Raw genomic sequence first — 13113 nt, 5'->3', positions numbered from 1 at the left:
GGTAAAAAAGCCGGATTAACCGGCTTTTATCTAAGGAAACTCTGACCTTACGCAATGCGCTGCGTAGGCAGTGAAACCGACAGCTCCAGCTTAACCGGAACCGATTTGGAGGTCGGCGTGCCGCTGATATCGCCGAAGCTGTTGAGCGGAACCAGCGGGTTGGTTTCCGGGTAATAAGCCGCGAGGTTACCGCGCGGAATATTGTAGCGAACCAGTTTGAAACCGCTGACGCGACGCGAAATATTGTCGTTCCACAGGGTTTCGATATCCACCAGCTGACCTTCCGTAAAGCCGAGCGCCTGCATATCTTCCGGGTTGATAAACACCACTTCGCGCTGGCCGTAAACGCCGCGGTAGCGGTCATCAAGGCCGTAAATCGTGGTGTTGTACTGGTCATGCGAACGCAGCGTCTGCAGCGTAAACGGCACCTCAGCCACATCCGCCGGGAAGAGCGATTCAGGCAGCGCTGCGCTGCTGAACTCCGCTTTCTGCGTCGGGGTGTTGAAGCGCAGGTCCGCCGCCGCGTTGCCGAGGTAGAAACCGCCCGGCAGGTCGCACTTCTCATTGAAGTCGGCGAAGCCCGGGATCGTGGCGGCGATATGGTCGCGGATCAGGTTGTAATCGGCGGCCAGCTCCAGCCACTTAACTTTTTCATCGCCCAGCACCGCGTGCGCGATGCCCGCCACAATGGCGGTTTCTGAGCGCTGCGTCTCCGCCAGCGGAATGCCGATGCCCTCAGAGGCGTGCACCATGCTGAAGGAGTCCTCAACGGTGATGAACTGGTTGCCGCTCGCCTGCGTGTCGCGCTCGGTACGGCCCAGCGTCGGCAGGATCAGGCTCTCTGCGCCCGGCACCAGGTGGCTACGGTTGAGCTTGGTGCTGATGTGCACCGTCAGACCACAGCGCTGCAGCGCCTCTTCGGTGCGCGGCGAATCGGGGGCGGCGGCTGCCAGGTTGCCACCCAGCGCGATCAGCACTTTGATCTCGTCGCGCAGCATCGCATTTAGCGCGTCAACCGTGTTATGGCCGTGTTCGCGCGGCGGCTCAAAGCCGAAGTGGCTGCCGAGCGCGTCGAGGAAGGCTTTGCTGGGCTTCTCATCGATACCCATAGTGCGGTTGCCCTGCACGTTACTGTGGCCGCGTACCGGGCAGAGGCCAGCGCCTTTCTTGCCGAGCTGGCCGAACAGCAGCTGCAGGTTGACGATTTCGCGTACCGTATCCACCGAGTGCTTGTGCTGAGTAATGCCCATCGCCCAGGTGACAATAACGCGATCGGAACTCTGGTAAATCGCCGCAGCTTCGCGGATTTGCGCTTCGCTCAAACCAGACTGCTGCACGATCTGCATCCAGTCGGTGTTGTCTACCGCATCGAAATAGGCTTCGACGCCGTGGGTGGTCGCGTTAATAAAGGCTTCGTCAAACAGGCCTTTCTCACCGGCCGCTACGCGGGCGCGATGGGTCTCCAGCAGCGCTTTCACCATGCCGCGCACCGCCGCCATATCACCGCCGAGATTCGGCTGATAGTAGGCGGAGCTGATGGTGCCCGCTTTGGAGGTGACCACTTCCAGCGGCTTCTGCGGATCGGCGAAACGCTCAAGGCCACGTTCACGCAGCGTGTTGAAGGTTACGATTTTCGCGCCGTGATCGGCAGCGTGGCGCAGGCTGTGCAGCATACGCGGGTGGTTGGTGCCCGGGTTCTGGCCAAAGACGAAGATCGCGTCAGCATGGTCGAAGTCGTCGAGACGAATGGTGCCTTTGCCGACGCCGATGCTGCGCTTCAGACCGGCGCCGCTCGCTTCGTGACACATGTTGGAGCAGTCCGGGAAGTTATTGGTGCCCGCCAGACGGCCGAACAGCTGATAGAGCCAGGAGGCTTCGTTGCTGGCGCGACCGGAGGTGTAAAGCTCCATCTGATTCGGGTTATCCATCGCCTTAATGTGCTGCGCAATGAGCGCAAAGGCGTCATCCCAGCTGACCGGCTCGTAGTGGTCGGTTTCAGCGTTATAGCGCATCGGGTGGGTCAGACGGCCCTGATACTCCAGGAAGTAGTCGCTCTGGGCATAGAGTTTGGTGACGCTGTGCTGTGCGAAGAAATCGGTATCGACCACGCGACGCGTCGCTTCCCAGGTCACCGCTTTAGCGCCGTTTTCACAGAAACTAAAGGTGCTTTTGTTATCGTCGCCCCAGGCGCAGCCCGGGCAGTCGAAGCCGCGTGCTTTGTTCATGCGCATCAGGTTGCGCATATTTTTCAGCGCGGCCTTGCTGTCGAAAACGAAACGGGTAGTGGCTTCCAGCGAACCCCAACCGCCCGCAGCGGCGCGGTAAGGCTTAATTTTACGTTTGAATTTCATGGTGAGTGCAGGCTTATGTTTTTTGTAGGAAGTTTGTTATCAGGATATATCCTGACGGTGAGGGAAGTGTGCGACTGCAATCATAAGTTGTCTAATTGATTGACTTAATGGTGCGATAGCCACCATTTATCGCGGCGCAGGCGTAATTGTGACGCTGCTCAAATTTTACCCTCTGGTAACCCGCCGATAACGGGAGTTACTGGCGCATCGGGTCAATACTTGCACCTTCTCCTCTGAAAGGGCGCACCCCATGAAACAGCTCACCAGTCAGATCCATGCATTTGGCAAAGCCTTAATGATGCCGATCTCGGTGATCGCGGCGGCGGGGATCTTCCTCGGCCTCGCGGCCGCGATGCAGAACCCGGCGATTACCGGCGACGCCTTTGCTCAGATGCAGGTGCCGCAGCTGATTATCGGTTTCATTCGTAAAGTGGCGGGCGCGCTTTTTGCCAACCTGCCGGTTTTTTTCGCGGTGGCCAGCGCCATTGGCCTGGCGAAGGCGGAGAAGCCGACGGCAGCCTTTGCCGCCGTTATCGGTTATATCGCCATGAACGTTGGCATCAACGCCACGCTGGCGGCGAAAGGGTTGACGGCGGCAACCACCACGCCAGAAGCGCTACAGAAGGCGGGCATGGATCAGACCGCGGCAATGATGACCTCGGCGGAATATATCCAGATGCTGGGCATCTTCACCTACAACATGAGCGTGCTGGGCGGCGTCATTGCCGGGCTGTTGACGGTCATGCTGCATAATCGCTTCTATACCCAGCAGTTGCCGACCGCTATCAGCTTTTTCGGCGGACGTCGCTTCGTGCCCATCGTCACCGTGGTCTTTCTGCCGCTGGTGGGCGTGCTGCTGGCGCTGATCTGGCCGACGCTCGGCGCGGGCATCGCCTGGGTCGGCCAGATGATTGGCAAAAGCGGACAGTATGGCGCCTTTTTGCTCGGGACGGCGGAACGCATCCTGATCCCGACCGGATTGCATCATATTCTCAACGAAACCGTACGTTTTACGCCAATTGGCGGCATCGCCACGGTGGACGGCCAGACGCTGGTGGGGGCGCTCAATATTTTCAACGCGTCGCTGACCCATCCCGGAACGGTGCCTGACGACACGCTGCGCAGCGCCACCCAGTTTCTCGCGCAGGGTAAGATCCCGGTCATGATGTTCGGTCTGCCAGCCGCTGCGCTGGCGATCTACCACACCGCGCGCCCTGAACATAAACAGCGGGTCAAGGCGTTGATGATGGCGGGCGCGCTGACCTCGTTCACGACCGGCATCACCGAGCCGCTGGAGTTCTGCTTTATCTTTGTTTCGCCGGTGCTCTATCTGATGCATGCGCTGCTTACCGGTCTCTCTTTTATGCTGATGTCGATGCTGCATCTGATGATTGGCAACGTACAGGGCGGCGTAATCGATCTGGTGGTATTCGGCATCCTTGGCGGCAGTAAAACGCACTGGTGGTGGACGCTGGCGCTCGGCGCACTCTATGCGCCGCTCTACTACTACGGATTTCGGTTTGTTATCACGCGTATGGGCGTGGAGACGCCGGGACGTGAGTCTGACGATGAAAAACCGCAGCAGGTGGCGGCGGGTGAGCGCACCAGAGTCATTATCAGCGGCCTGGGGGGAGAGGCGAATATTGAGGATGTCGATTGCTGCTTTACCCGCCTGCGCGTACGGGTCAAAGATATGAAAGAAGTGGTGGATCAGACGCTGCTCACTACCGGCGCTAACGGCATCAATCGCGTCAGCGAGCACGATATCCAGGTTATCTATGGGCCGCAGGTCGAAACGATCGCTAACGAAGTGAAAAGCGCGCTCGGCGTGGCGTGAAACGATTTACGTCTACACTTAACAGACCGGAAGTGAACAAGGAGACGGAAATGTTTAAACATAAAACCAATGAAGAACGTAAACAGGAAGGCGACGTGAGCAAGAGCGCCCCCGAAAGCACGCCGCACGTTGGCAACGCCTATGAAGAGGACGATCATCCGGCGGTTGACGCGCCCAATGAACACGGCGAAATCCCTCGCACCCGCGATGACCATAACGATGACAAGAAAGATCCCTATCAGGATCGAGATAAAAAGTAGCGTTTAGCCATATCGGGTTCCCACCTGGCTGACAAGGTTGGTTATGGTGGGAGCTGTATCAGTGCCTTTTCCAGCTACTACGCCGCCGATCGGCGTTCCCGCCTTTATCTTGCGCTGTGAACACGCTTTTTATCTTTGTCCCTGCAGGAGATCCTGACGCTTTTTCTTTTCAGCGGTTATACGACTGGTGAAAGCGCGGCGAGCTGGCCAGATAAAAACAGGCGTTTTGTCAGCTTGTCACTGAGACTGGATAAGAGGAACATAGCGCTACGTTTTTCCGGCACTGCAGACGCTATGCTGATCAGCACTGAACAATTACGCAGCACCTCAGCGGATATCCGACTCGCCTCTACGCTTGCCGCCGTGGCTGGCGCGCTCAATACCGCAGCATTTGAAGTTGTAGGCTTTTTCTCGGCCAATATGACAGGAAATGTTTCCTCGCTTTCAGACAATCTTGCTAAAGCCAATATTGCCCCGGCCATCTTTTTTCTGTCGGTTATCGCGGTTTTTATCGCTGGCTCCGCCTTCTCAACGGTCATTATTAATATCGGCCGCAGGCGAAAGATACCCACGGTCTACGCCTTGAATATATTGATTGAGGGAGCGGGACTGGTGGGTCTCGGCGTGGTTGAAACCTGGCTAACGCCGCTTTCACCTGGGGTGGTATTAATATTATGCCTGAGCTTCCTGATGGGGCTGCAAAATGCGGTGGTGACGAGGATATCGAACGCCCGGGTAAGAACTACCCACGTTTCCGGAACCTCAACCGATATCGGTATTGAGCTGGCAATGCTGTTCGATATCCTGAGACGCAAAGAGTCTCCTGAGTACACGCCGCTTTATCTTGATCGTCTAAAACTTCATGCCCTAACGCTCCTCTCTTTTCTGTCAGGCGGCGTGGCCGGTATCTGGCTCTATCGCCTGCTGGGATATCTTTTTATCATTCTGATCGGCCTTATGCTTATGCTGCTGGCCTTGCATACTATCTTCAGGCAGCCCCAACGGTAATGTCTGCCATCTTTTATGAAGCGACACAGATCCATCTGCTGCAGAGCGCAAAGCGCCGGGGCAGAAGGGGGCGGTGCGCTTAGGCGCATCAGGCTGTAACAGTGACATCAATATGAGACTGCCGAAAGGTCGCCTGAAAAGCGGTCATTTTTTATTTAGATTCGGGAAAACCGATCGCGATGGTCTCTCTATCCACGTATCGAAAAGACAAGATAGTTTTCCAGATGCGTTACATGTTTGCTGGCAAGCAGCGGCGTGCTGACATCGGAACTTATCCCCTGTTGCGACTGAAAGACGCTCGGGATGAACTGTTAAACATCAGGCGTGCTCTGGAAGAAGGAATAGACCCACAGATGGTTCGCCAGTGCCATTGCTATCAAATGCTGCTCGCGTGCTGCTTCATCTATCGGATCTGGATGTGTCATTTCGGTTTCCTGTAGGCAATAAAAAACCCCGCCGTAGCGAGGTCTGTTGGATTGTCTGGTTGTTACTGCAGAGAAAACTGCCATGAGCCAATAGCTTTACGAACAAGAACCATGGTCTTTTCTTCACCGTCAATAACTACATAGTACTGGTCTTTTACTTTCAAAGATCTCGGGAAATCTTCGTTACCTTCATAACGTACAGTGATTTTATTCCCGAAGATTTCTGCTACAGCGCTCTTATCAAACTGAGGAAGATAGATTGTCTTTTTCACTCCCTGACGTCCTTCTGATATACCGGGTCCATTCCCCGTGGAAACTTCATCGACTCTTCTTTGTAAAACTATAGCCGCGTGAGCAATAAAAAACCGCCTCGGTGGGCGGCTTTCTGCTCTGCTAAGCCATCATCCGTTACGGATGATCGTACTGCTCAAACGTGCGCGGCTGCGCGTCACCTGCTTTGCGGAACCGCTCGTTGTCAGCCTTACGCTGCTTCAGATACATCAGGGTCTGTTTCACCTGATACTGCGCGTCCGGTGAGAGAGAGCCCGGTGTGCCTGCGTTAATAGCCGCGGCTACTTACGCCGATAGTAATCGCAAGTCAGCCAGGCGCATTTTAATAGGATTAATCTTAAAAGTGTGGGTTGTTGCAAAATTTCACATCGGGATTTTTAGTAACCTGTTTTCAGCCCCTTCAAGAGCTAAGCCATTACGAGTGCCGGAGATAAGCGCCGGGTGGGGCATATTCAAATTCAAAAAGGTCGCCTGCGGGCGGCCTTTTTGAATTTTTGTCCCTGCCATTCACTGCATACTTCGGTTTAGCAACCTGTGGCGGAGGGCGATTTTTATCCATAAAAAATCTGCACTCAGGCGGACTCTTCAACGCTGGCTACGCAACGGCAAGGCGGCGCTCCGTAACATAAGGGACGTGATGTGACAGCTTCACATGAACTATACGACTTACATCATGCGGATCCGGATTATGCGCACTACGCTTCGAGTACATATCGCATCGAAACGCAGGATGCTTTGTCATCGTGGACAGCGCGGAACAGGCGAAACCAGGTGATAAAGTGGCGTTTCAGTATGATGGTTATCCGATAATCGGGATTTTGTTCGCGTCCGGGCTAATCACGCCAGACGGAGAAACGATGGAGGGAGAGGTGATGGGGAGAATTATCGTGCCAGGTAAAGTTACTGCGACAATTGTCGATGATGAAAATAAGTTCCGACCGACGATCTAAGCGTTGCAGTTTCCATCTCATTTTGGGCTTCACGTTGACAACCCGGCGGCCCTACCTGAAGATCAAAGGTAAATTACAAAGGCATTTTTTATTGAGTACGCCTGCCAGTACATAATTTTATTTTTACACACAGAAAACCTTGTTAAGCGATTGATAGGTAAAGAAAATAGACATTAAACAGTTAATTTACCTCTGCAACCTTGAGCGCGAGCGCCACTTTGGGCGGGCGGCGGAGGCCAGTTTCGTCAGTCAGCCAACGCTCTCAATGCGCCTGAAAAACCTTGAGCGCGAACTCGGACTGTCGCTGATTAACCGCAGCAATAACTTTGTCGGCTTCACGCCGGAAGGCGACCGCGTGCTGGCGTGGGCGCGGGAAATCGTCTCGGTCTATCAGGGGCTAAAGCTGGAAGTGGAGTCGCTGAAGCATGGCGTCAACGGTACGTTGCGCATCGGCGTGATGCCGCAGTGCAGCGTGGCGCTGCCGGAGCTTTTGAAAAAAGTGCAGAACCGCTATCCGCAGCTTAACTACCGGATCGCCGCGCTGAGCGCCGATCAGCTGCTGGAGGCGCTGAACAGCCATACGGTTGACGTTGGCATCGGCTTTTTTGAGCTGGCGACGCTGCGCGAGTTGCATTTTCAGACGGCCTTTCTGCCCGAACGCGGGGTAGAAGCGATTTTCGATCCCGCGCAGTTTCCCGAACTGGTCAGCGATGAGCCTCTCTCGCTGGCTGCGCTCGCCGCCTTGCCGCTCTGCCTCTCGGAGCCGACGCGCTATTTCCGCCGCTATCTGGATATGGCTTTCCGCGAAGCGGGCCTGACGCCGCAGGTCATGGTAGAGAGCGCCGCTATTCTTGAGCTGGTGCAGAGCGCGCAGGTGGGGTTAGGGGTGCTGGTGTCGCCTGTCGGCCATCTGCTGCCTTCGATGCTGAACGGCATGGCGCAGCGGCCGATTACTATTACCCATATGGCGCGCCAGGCGGCGCTGGTGATTGCCGAGCCGGGCCGCGCGTCGCCGCTGTCGCAGCACTTCTTCGACGAGGCGCGCAGCCACCTCGAAAGCTACGCCGTTTCACCCATGGCGTAAAACAGCCGACTGTTCCAGTTGCCGATCGCCACCGCCTGAATCAGGGCGAACAGCGCTTCCGGCTGCCAGCCTTCTGCGACCAGCGGTTGCAGATGCGCCGCGCTGAAGCGCTCCGGCGAGCGCGTCAGCTGCGCCGCCAGCGCCACAACGCGGCCCTGCGTCGTCGGCTGGCTGGCGGCCTCATCAACGGACTCCAGCAGCGCGTCGCGCACCTCAACCGGGAAAAACTGAAACGCCCAGCGGCAGCCGAGCGCGCGGGCGCAGGTCGCCTCTGCCAGCGGCGTAAAGGCGGCAGGGATGATGCGCAGGCGCAGCGTTTGCCAGCCGTAGAGCGCGGCGGCGTCGTGCGCCAGCAGCCACACCGTATCGGCAAGATCGGGATGCGGCTGGCAAAAGGTGACGGCGGCAAGCTGCTCGGCGCTGGCGTAGCGCAGCTCCAGCGGCTTAATGCCCGGTTTCCACGTCTGCTTCTCGGCAAAGCCGTCGCGGCTGGCGTCAGGCGGCGGCGTTACGCCCGGCAGCCAGCGCACAGGCAGCGCCAGCAGCGCATGCAAACCGGCGACGACGCGCGCCTGATAGCTGACGAAGCCGACGATCTGATTCAGCGTGACGATATCCGGCTCGGTGAGGCCCACGGCGTCCAGCGCCCGGAGCGCCGCCGCGTTAATCAGTTCCGGCTGCATCGCCAGCTGGCGCGCATACTGCGTCAGCTGGGTCAGGCGGTTGTTGCTCTCCCGTGAAGAGTCGGGGCCGGGCAGCGGGTTGAGGCGCGCCGAATAGTGATTGCACAGGCGCTGCACGCCCGCGATCTGCGCGACGGTCAGCGCGGTGCTGAGTCGATCGTAAAGGGTCAGGGTATGGGTCAGCGTCGCCGTCACGCGATCGGGAAACAGCAGCTGGCTGAGATCTCTTGAGGCAAGCAGCATCGGCTGGCTGGCCTGCAACAGCGGCTGAAGCGCGCTGGCCTCCTGCTGTAAACCGAGCAGGAAACGGTCGTTGATAAGGGCTGCTTCGGGAACCAGCGGCTCAGCCTGGATGGCGTGCGGGCTGGTCTGGCTCTCGTAAAACCAGTGGTGATGGCCAGGATAGCGGCGTTGTTCCATGGTTATTCCTTTTGCAAATAACTGGCACGTCGCGCATGGCGTGAATCCGAAACCGTGACGCGCGCCCGGGGGCTGGCTTATCGTCGCTTAACGGTAGAGAAGGGCAAAAGATCGATCGGTGATAATTAATAGCCTGTAGCTATAAGGCGGGAAAAGTGAGCGGTAAAAGAGAGGGCGAGCCAGGCTCGCCCTTACAACTTATTTCAGTTCCAGCTCGTTCATCGCGGCGATGCTGAAGCCGCCGTCAACGTGAACGATCTCGCCGGTGATGCCGCCGGCCAGGTCAGAACAGAGGAACGCCGCTGAGTTGCCGACGTCTTCGATGGTAACGGTACGGCGAATCGGGGTAACCGCTTCGCAGTGCGCCAGCATCTTACGGAAATCTTTGATGCCTGATGCCGCCAGGGTACGGATCGGACCGGCAGAAACGGCGTTCACGCGCACGCCTTCAGGGCCCATCGCGTTCGCCATATAGCGTACGTTCGCTTCCAGTGACGCTTTCGCCAGACCCATCACGTTGTAGTTCGGGATCGCGCGCTCTGCGCCCAGGTAGGAGAGCGTCAGCAGGGCGGAGCCCGGGTTCAGCATCTCGCGGCACTCTTTCGCCATCGCAACAAAGCTGTAGGCGCTGATGTCGTGGGCAATCTTAAAGCCTTCACGGGTAACGGCGTTCACATAGTCGCCATCCAGCTGGTCGCCCGGGGCGAAACCGATGGAGTGAACGAAACCGTCAAATTTTGGCCAGGTTTTTGCCAGTTCAGTAAACAGCGATTTGATGCTCTCGTCTTCAGCCACATCGCACGGCAGAACAATGTCTGAACCCAGTTCTTTAGCAAACTCTTCCACACGACCTTTCAGTTTGTCGTTCTGGTAGGTGAAAGCCAGTTCTGCGCCCTGCTTGTGCATCGCCTGCGCAATTCCGTAGGCAATAGAGAGTTTACTGGCAACGCCAGTAATCAGAATGCGCTTACCGGAAAGAAAACCCATAGCTGTAATCCTTATGGTCATTGTTGTTGGCGGCCGTATTGGTTAAAAAACAGGCGGCCGCGTTAATCGACGTGCGGATTCTAGCACGTCTCAGGCAAATGGGGTAAACCAACCTGTATTAGCGTTCGCGTCGCCAGGCTTCTGCCGTCAGCGCTTCGCCAAAGTGACTGGAAATCAGCCGTTTAGTCAGGTCGTGCAGCGGCGAAGCCAGCACGTCGGCGGTGCCGCCGCGCTCGACCACTTCCCCCTGGTGCATCACCAGCACCTGATCGCTGATGTGCTTCATCATACCGAGATGCTGCGTCACATAAATATAGGTGATGCCGTGTTGCTCCTGTAGTTCCAGCATCAGATTAACCAGCTGGGAGCGCATCGTCATATCGAGCGAGGCGAGGGCTTCGTCAGCGATGATCACCTTCGGCTGTAAAATCAGCGCGCGCGCCAGGCCAAGACGCTGCTTCTGTCCCGGCGCCAGCATATGCGGATAGTATCCGGCGTGATCGCGCAGCAGACCCACCTGGCGCAGCGTCGCGATGATGCGCTTCTCGCGCGCTTCCGGCGGCAGATCGCTGTTCAGCCGCAGCGGCAGGTCGAGGATCTGGCTAACGCGCTGGCGCGGGTTAAGTGAGGTCGAGGGATCCTGGAATATCATGCGGATGCGCTGGCTGCGGTAGCCATAGTCGCCAAACTCCAGCGGATGGTCGTTGATCAGGATTTCGCCTGCGCTCGGAGCCACCATGCCGCTCAGCATTTTCGCCAGCGTCGACTTGCCGGAACCGTTCTCGCCGATAACCGCCAGCGTCTGCTTCTCGCGCAGGATAAAGCTGACTGACTTTACCGCCTCGACGTGCTGACGGCGAAAGAGTCCGGTGCGGTAGCGAAAGGTTTTGCTCAGATTGCGCACCTCAAGCAGCGTTTCCATCTACTGCTCCTCCATATTCAGCGGAAAGTGGCAGGCGAACAGGTGCGTTTTACTGCCGCTCAGACGCGGGGTTTCAACACATTTGCGCTGCGCATAAGGGCAGCGTGGGCCGAGTCTACAGCCGATCGGCAGGCTTTCCAGCGAAGGGATGGCGCCGGAGAGGGTATTAAGGCGACTCTTGTGCGGCAGCGAGCGGCCAAAATCGGGCATCGCGCGGATCAGCGCCTGCGTATAAGGATGGTGCGGCGTGGTCATCAGGTCGTCGCTGCCCGCGGTTTCTACCGTCTGCCCGCAGTACATCACGTTGATGCGATCCGCCCACTGGCTCATGGTGCGCAAGTCGTGGCTGATCAGCAGAATAGTGGTGTTGTTATTCTGATTAAGGCGGCTCAGCAGGCGAAAAATTTGCGCCTGGGTCGTCGGCTCCATGGCGTTGGTCGGCTCATCGGCGATCAGCAGACGCGGCTGGTTGGCCAGCGCGATAGCGATCATCACCTTCTGGCATTCGCCTTCGGTCAGCTCATAGGGAAAGCTGCGCATAATATCTTTGTGATCTTTGATGCCGACGCGGTGCAGCAGCTCGATGGCGCGGGTTTTACGCCAGAACCAGAAGCGGCGCAGCCAGGGGCCTTTGTAGGTCCAGCGCGGAATAGCCTGCATCAGCTGGCGGCCGATGCGCTCCGAAGGATCGAGACAGGACTGCGGTTCCTGAAAAATCATCGAGACGTTGTGTCCGACGATGCGGCGGCGCTCGCGCGGCGACAGACGCAGCAGGTCAATATCGTCAAACACCATACGGTCGGCGGTAACGCGCCAGTTATCTTTGGTCACGCCGCAGATCGCCTTTGCCACCAGGCTTTTGCCCGAGCCCGATTCGCCCACTAACCCGCGCACTTCGCCTTCCATAAGCGTCAGGTTGATGCGATCCACCGCTTTCACGGGGCCGTCGGCGGTCATAAATTCAATGGTCAGATTACGAATATCGAGTAACGGCATTATTCTACTCCCGCCTCTACGGCGCGGCGGATGCCGTCGCCCAGCAGGTTAACAATTAATACGCTGATCATCAGCGCCACGCCCGGCAGCATTACCGTCCAGGGCGCGACATAGACCAGCTCCAGCGAATCGCCGAGCATCGCGCCCCATTCGGGCGAAGGCAGCTGCGCGCCGAGGTCGAGAAAGCCGAGCGCGGCGATATCCAGGATCGCCAGCGACAGCGAGCGCGTTACTTCGCTGATAAGCATCGGCAGCACGTTGGGCAGAATCGCGTGCCGCAGAATATCGACATTAGTAGCGCCGTCGAGGCGCGCGGCCACCACATACTCTTTTTCCAGCTCGTCGTGCACTGCGCTATAGGTGGCGCGCACCAGACGCGGCAATAGCGTCAGCCAGACCGCCAGCAGCGCGTGCTCCAGGCGTGGGCCGAGAAACGCCACCACGATAATTGCCAGCAGCAGCGACGGTATCGACAGCAGCGTATCCAGCACGTGGTTCATAACGGCTGAGCGTAAGCCGTGGGTGATGCCCGCCAGCACGCCGAGCGCCAGTCCGCACAGCGTTGCAAACAGCGTCACCAGAATGGCGGAGCCGACGGTGGGCGCCACGCCGCTCAGCAGACGGCTCAGTACGTCGCGGCCCAGGTCATCGGTGCCGAGGAAAAAAGAGACATCGCCATAGCGCGACCAGGAGGGCGGCAGTAGTTGATAGCCGAGAAATTGCTGATCGATGCCATAGGGCGCCAGCAGTCCGCCAAACAGGCAAAGGAACAGCAGCGCGCCAAAGCCATACAGGCCGATCATGGCGGTGGTGTTGCGATAAAAGTGGTGCCAGCTGCGGCGAAACGCGCCGGGCAGCCGCTTCTCGGCATAGACATTATCGTAGGGCATACGCAGTCG

13 protein-coding genes and 1 pseudogene are annotated in these 13113 nt (G+C 57.7%); 6 read left to right on the top strand and 8 right to left on the bottom strand.

Annotated features, from left to right (window positions below):
* Positions 1–47 precede the first annotated feature (47 nt).
* Complete coding sequence (locus tag MHZ89_RS20055) at positions 48–2351, bottom strand: FdhF/YdeP family oxidoreductase (RefSeq protein ID WP_311784430.1); 2304 nt, start codon at positions 2349–2351, stop codon at positions 48–50.
* 250 nt (positions 2352–2601) lie between these two features.
* Between MHZ89_RS20055 and MHZ89_RS20050 the strand changes: the two genes are divergently transcribed.
* The 4 genes and pseudogenes from MHZ89_RS20050 to MHZ89_RS22715 form a co-directional block, all read left to right on the top strand.
* Complete coding sequence (locus tag MHZ89_RS20050) at positions 2602–4188, top strand: PTS transporter subunit EIIC (RefSeq protein WP_311784429.1); 1587 nt, start codon at positions 2602–2604, stop codon at positions 4186–4188.
* A 50-nt stretch (positions 4189–4238) separates the two neighbouring features.
* Positions 4239–4448: a hypothetical protein gene (locus MHZ89_RS20045; RefSeq protein WP_120454107.1), complete on the top strand. Its 210-nt coding sequence runs from the start codon at positions 4239–4241 to the stop codon at positions 4446–4448.
* Positions 4449–4742: 294 nt separating this feature from the next.
* Positions 4743–5456 (top strand): YoaK family protein, encoded by a 714-nt coding sequence (locus MHZ89_RS20040; protein WP_311784475.1) that lies wholly within the window; start codon positions 4743–4745, stop codon positions 5454–5456.
* A 179-nt stretch (positions 5457–5635) separates the two neighbouring features.
* Positions 5636–5761: pseudogene (locus MHZ89_RS22715) on the top strand (hypothetical protein); the annotation flags it as partial.
* Positions 5762–5943: 182 nt separating this feature from the next.
* Here MHZ89_RS22715 and MHZ89_RS20035 read toward each other — a convergent pair.
* Positions 5944–6153 carry a hypothetical protein gene (locus tag MHZ89_RS20035; RefSeq protein WP_311784428.1) on the bottom strand — a complete coding sequence of 70 codons (210 nt, stop codon included), beginning with the start codon at positions 6151–6153 and terminating at the stop codon, positions 5944–5946.
* Positions 6154–6535: 382 nt separating this feature from the next.
* Complete coding sequence (locus MHZ89_RS20030; RefSeq protein ID WP_311784427.1) at positions 6536–6679, bottom strand: hypothetical protein; 144 nt, start codon at positions 6677–6679, stop codon at positions 6536–6538.
* A 236-nt stretch (positions 6680–6915) separates the two neighbouring features.
* Here MHZ89_RS20030 and MHZ89_RS20025 point away from each other — a divergent pair, with 236 nt between their 5' ends.
* Together MHZ89_RS20025 and MHZ89_RS20020 are read left to right on the top strand one after the other, a co-directional pair.
* Positions 6916–7122: a hypothetical protein gene (locus MHZ89_RS20025; RefSeq protein ID WP_311784426.1), complete on the top strand. Its 207-nt coding sequence runs from the start codon at positions 6916–6918 to the stop codon at positions 7120–7122.
* Positions 7123–7288: 166 nt separating this feature from the next.
* The gene (locus MHZ89_RS20020; RefSeq protein WP_311784474.1) at positions 7289–8206 is read left to right on the top strand and encodes a LysR family transcriptional regulator; all 918 of its coding nucleotides are present in this window, start codon (positions 7289–7291) and stop codon (positions 8204–8206) included.
* On the opposite strand, the gene MHZ89_RS20015 is transcribed toward MHZ89_RS20020, so the two are convergent.
* The 5 genes from MHZ89_RS20015 to sapC form a co-directional block, all read right to left on the bottom strand.
* Positions 8182–9309: an oxidoreductase gene (locus MHZ89_RS20015; protein ID WP_311784425.1), complete on the bottom strand. Its 1128-nt coding sequence runs from the start codon at positions 9307–9309 to the stop codon at positions 8182–8184. The genes MHZ89_RS20020 and MHZ89_RS20015 overlap by 25 nt on opposite strands.
* A gap of 198 nt (positions 9310–9507) precedes the next feature.
* On the bottom strand, positions 9508–10296 hold the full coding sequence (gene fabI / locus MHZ89_RS20010; protein ID WP_120454114.1) for an enoyl-ACP reductase FabI: 789 nt from the start codon (positions 10294–10296) through the stop codon (positions 9508–9510).
* A gap of 118 nt (positions 10297–10414) precedes the next feature.
* On the bottom strand, positions 10415–11218 hold the full coding sequence (sapF, locus tag MHZ89_RS20005) for a putrescine export ABC transporter ATP-binding protein SapF (RefSeq protein WP_120454116.1): 804 nt from the start codon (positions 11216–11218) through the stop codon (positions 10415–10417).
* Entirely contained in the window at positions 11219–12214 is a 996-nt protein-coding gene (sapD, locus tag MHZ89_RS20000; RefSeq protein WP_311784424.1) for a putrescine export ABC transporter ATP-binding protein SapD, read from the bottom strand. It abuts the gene before it with no gap.
* Positions 12214–13104, bottom strand: a complete 891-nt coding sequence (gene sapC / locus MHZ89_RS19995) for a putrescine export ABC transporter permease SapC (RefSeq protein WP_271153060.1) — start codon at positions 13102–13104, stop codon at positions 12214–12216. The genes sapD and sapC overlap by 1 nt, the downstream gene beginning before the upstream one ends.
* Positions 13105–13113: the final 9 nt, after the last annotated feature.

It is taken from the genome of Pantoea sp. ACRSB (assembly GCF_022346905.1).
GTDB classification, from domain to species: Bacteria; Pseudomonadota; Gammaproteobacteria; order Enterobacterales; family Enterobacteriaceae; genus Pantoea; species Pantoea piersonii.
The sequence above is the reverse complement of the archived record's forward strand: the minus strand, read 5'-3'. Positions and strand labels throughout refer to the sequence as shown.

Coding starts and splice junctions, on each gene's coding strand:
- MHZ89_RS20055 (WP_311784430.1), bottom strand. CDS start 2,351: ATGAAATTCAAACGTAAAATTAAGCCTTACCGCGCCGCTGCGGGCGGT.
- MHZ89_RS20050 (WP_311784429.1), top strand. CDS start 2,602: ATGAAACAGCTCACCAGTCAGATCCATGCATTTGGCAAAGCCTTAATG.
- MHZ89_RS20045 (WP_120454107.1), top strand. CDS start 4,239: ATGTTTAAACATAAAACCAATGAAGAACGTAAACAGGAAGGCGACGTG.
- MHZ89_RS20040 (WP_311784475.1), top strand. CDS start 4,743: ATGCTGATCAGCACTGAACAATTACGCAGCACCTCAGCGGATATCCGA.
- MHZ89_RS20030 (WP_311784427.1), bottom strand. CDS start 6,679: ATGGCAGGGACAAAAATTCAAAAAGGCCGCCCGCAGGCGACCTTTTTG.
- MHZ89_RS20015 (WP_311784425.1), bottom strand. CDS start 9,309: ATGGAACAACGCCGCTATCCTGGCCATCACCACTGGTTTTACGAGAGC.
- fabI (WP_120454114.1), bottom strand. CDS start 10,296: ATGGGTTTTCTTTCCGGTAAGCGCATTCTGATTACTGGCGTTGCCAGT.
- sapF (WP_120454116.1), bottom strand. CDS start 11,218: ATGGAAACGCTGCTTGAGGTGCGCAATCTGAGCAAAACCTTTCGCTAC.
- sapD (WP_311784424.1), bottom strand. CDS start 12,214: ATGCCGTTACTCGATATTCGTAATCTGACCATTGAATTTATGACCGCC.
- sapC (WP_271153060.1), bottom strand. CDS start 13,104: ATGCCCTACGATAATGTCTATGCCGAGAAGCGGCTGCCCGGCGCGTTT.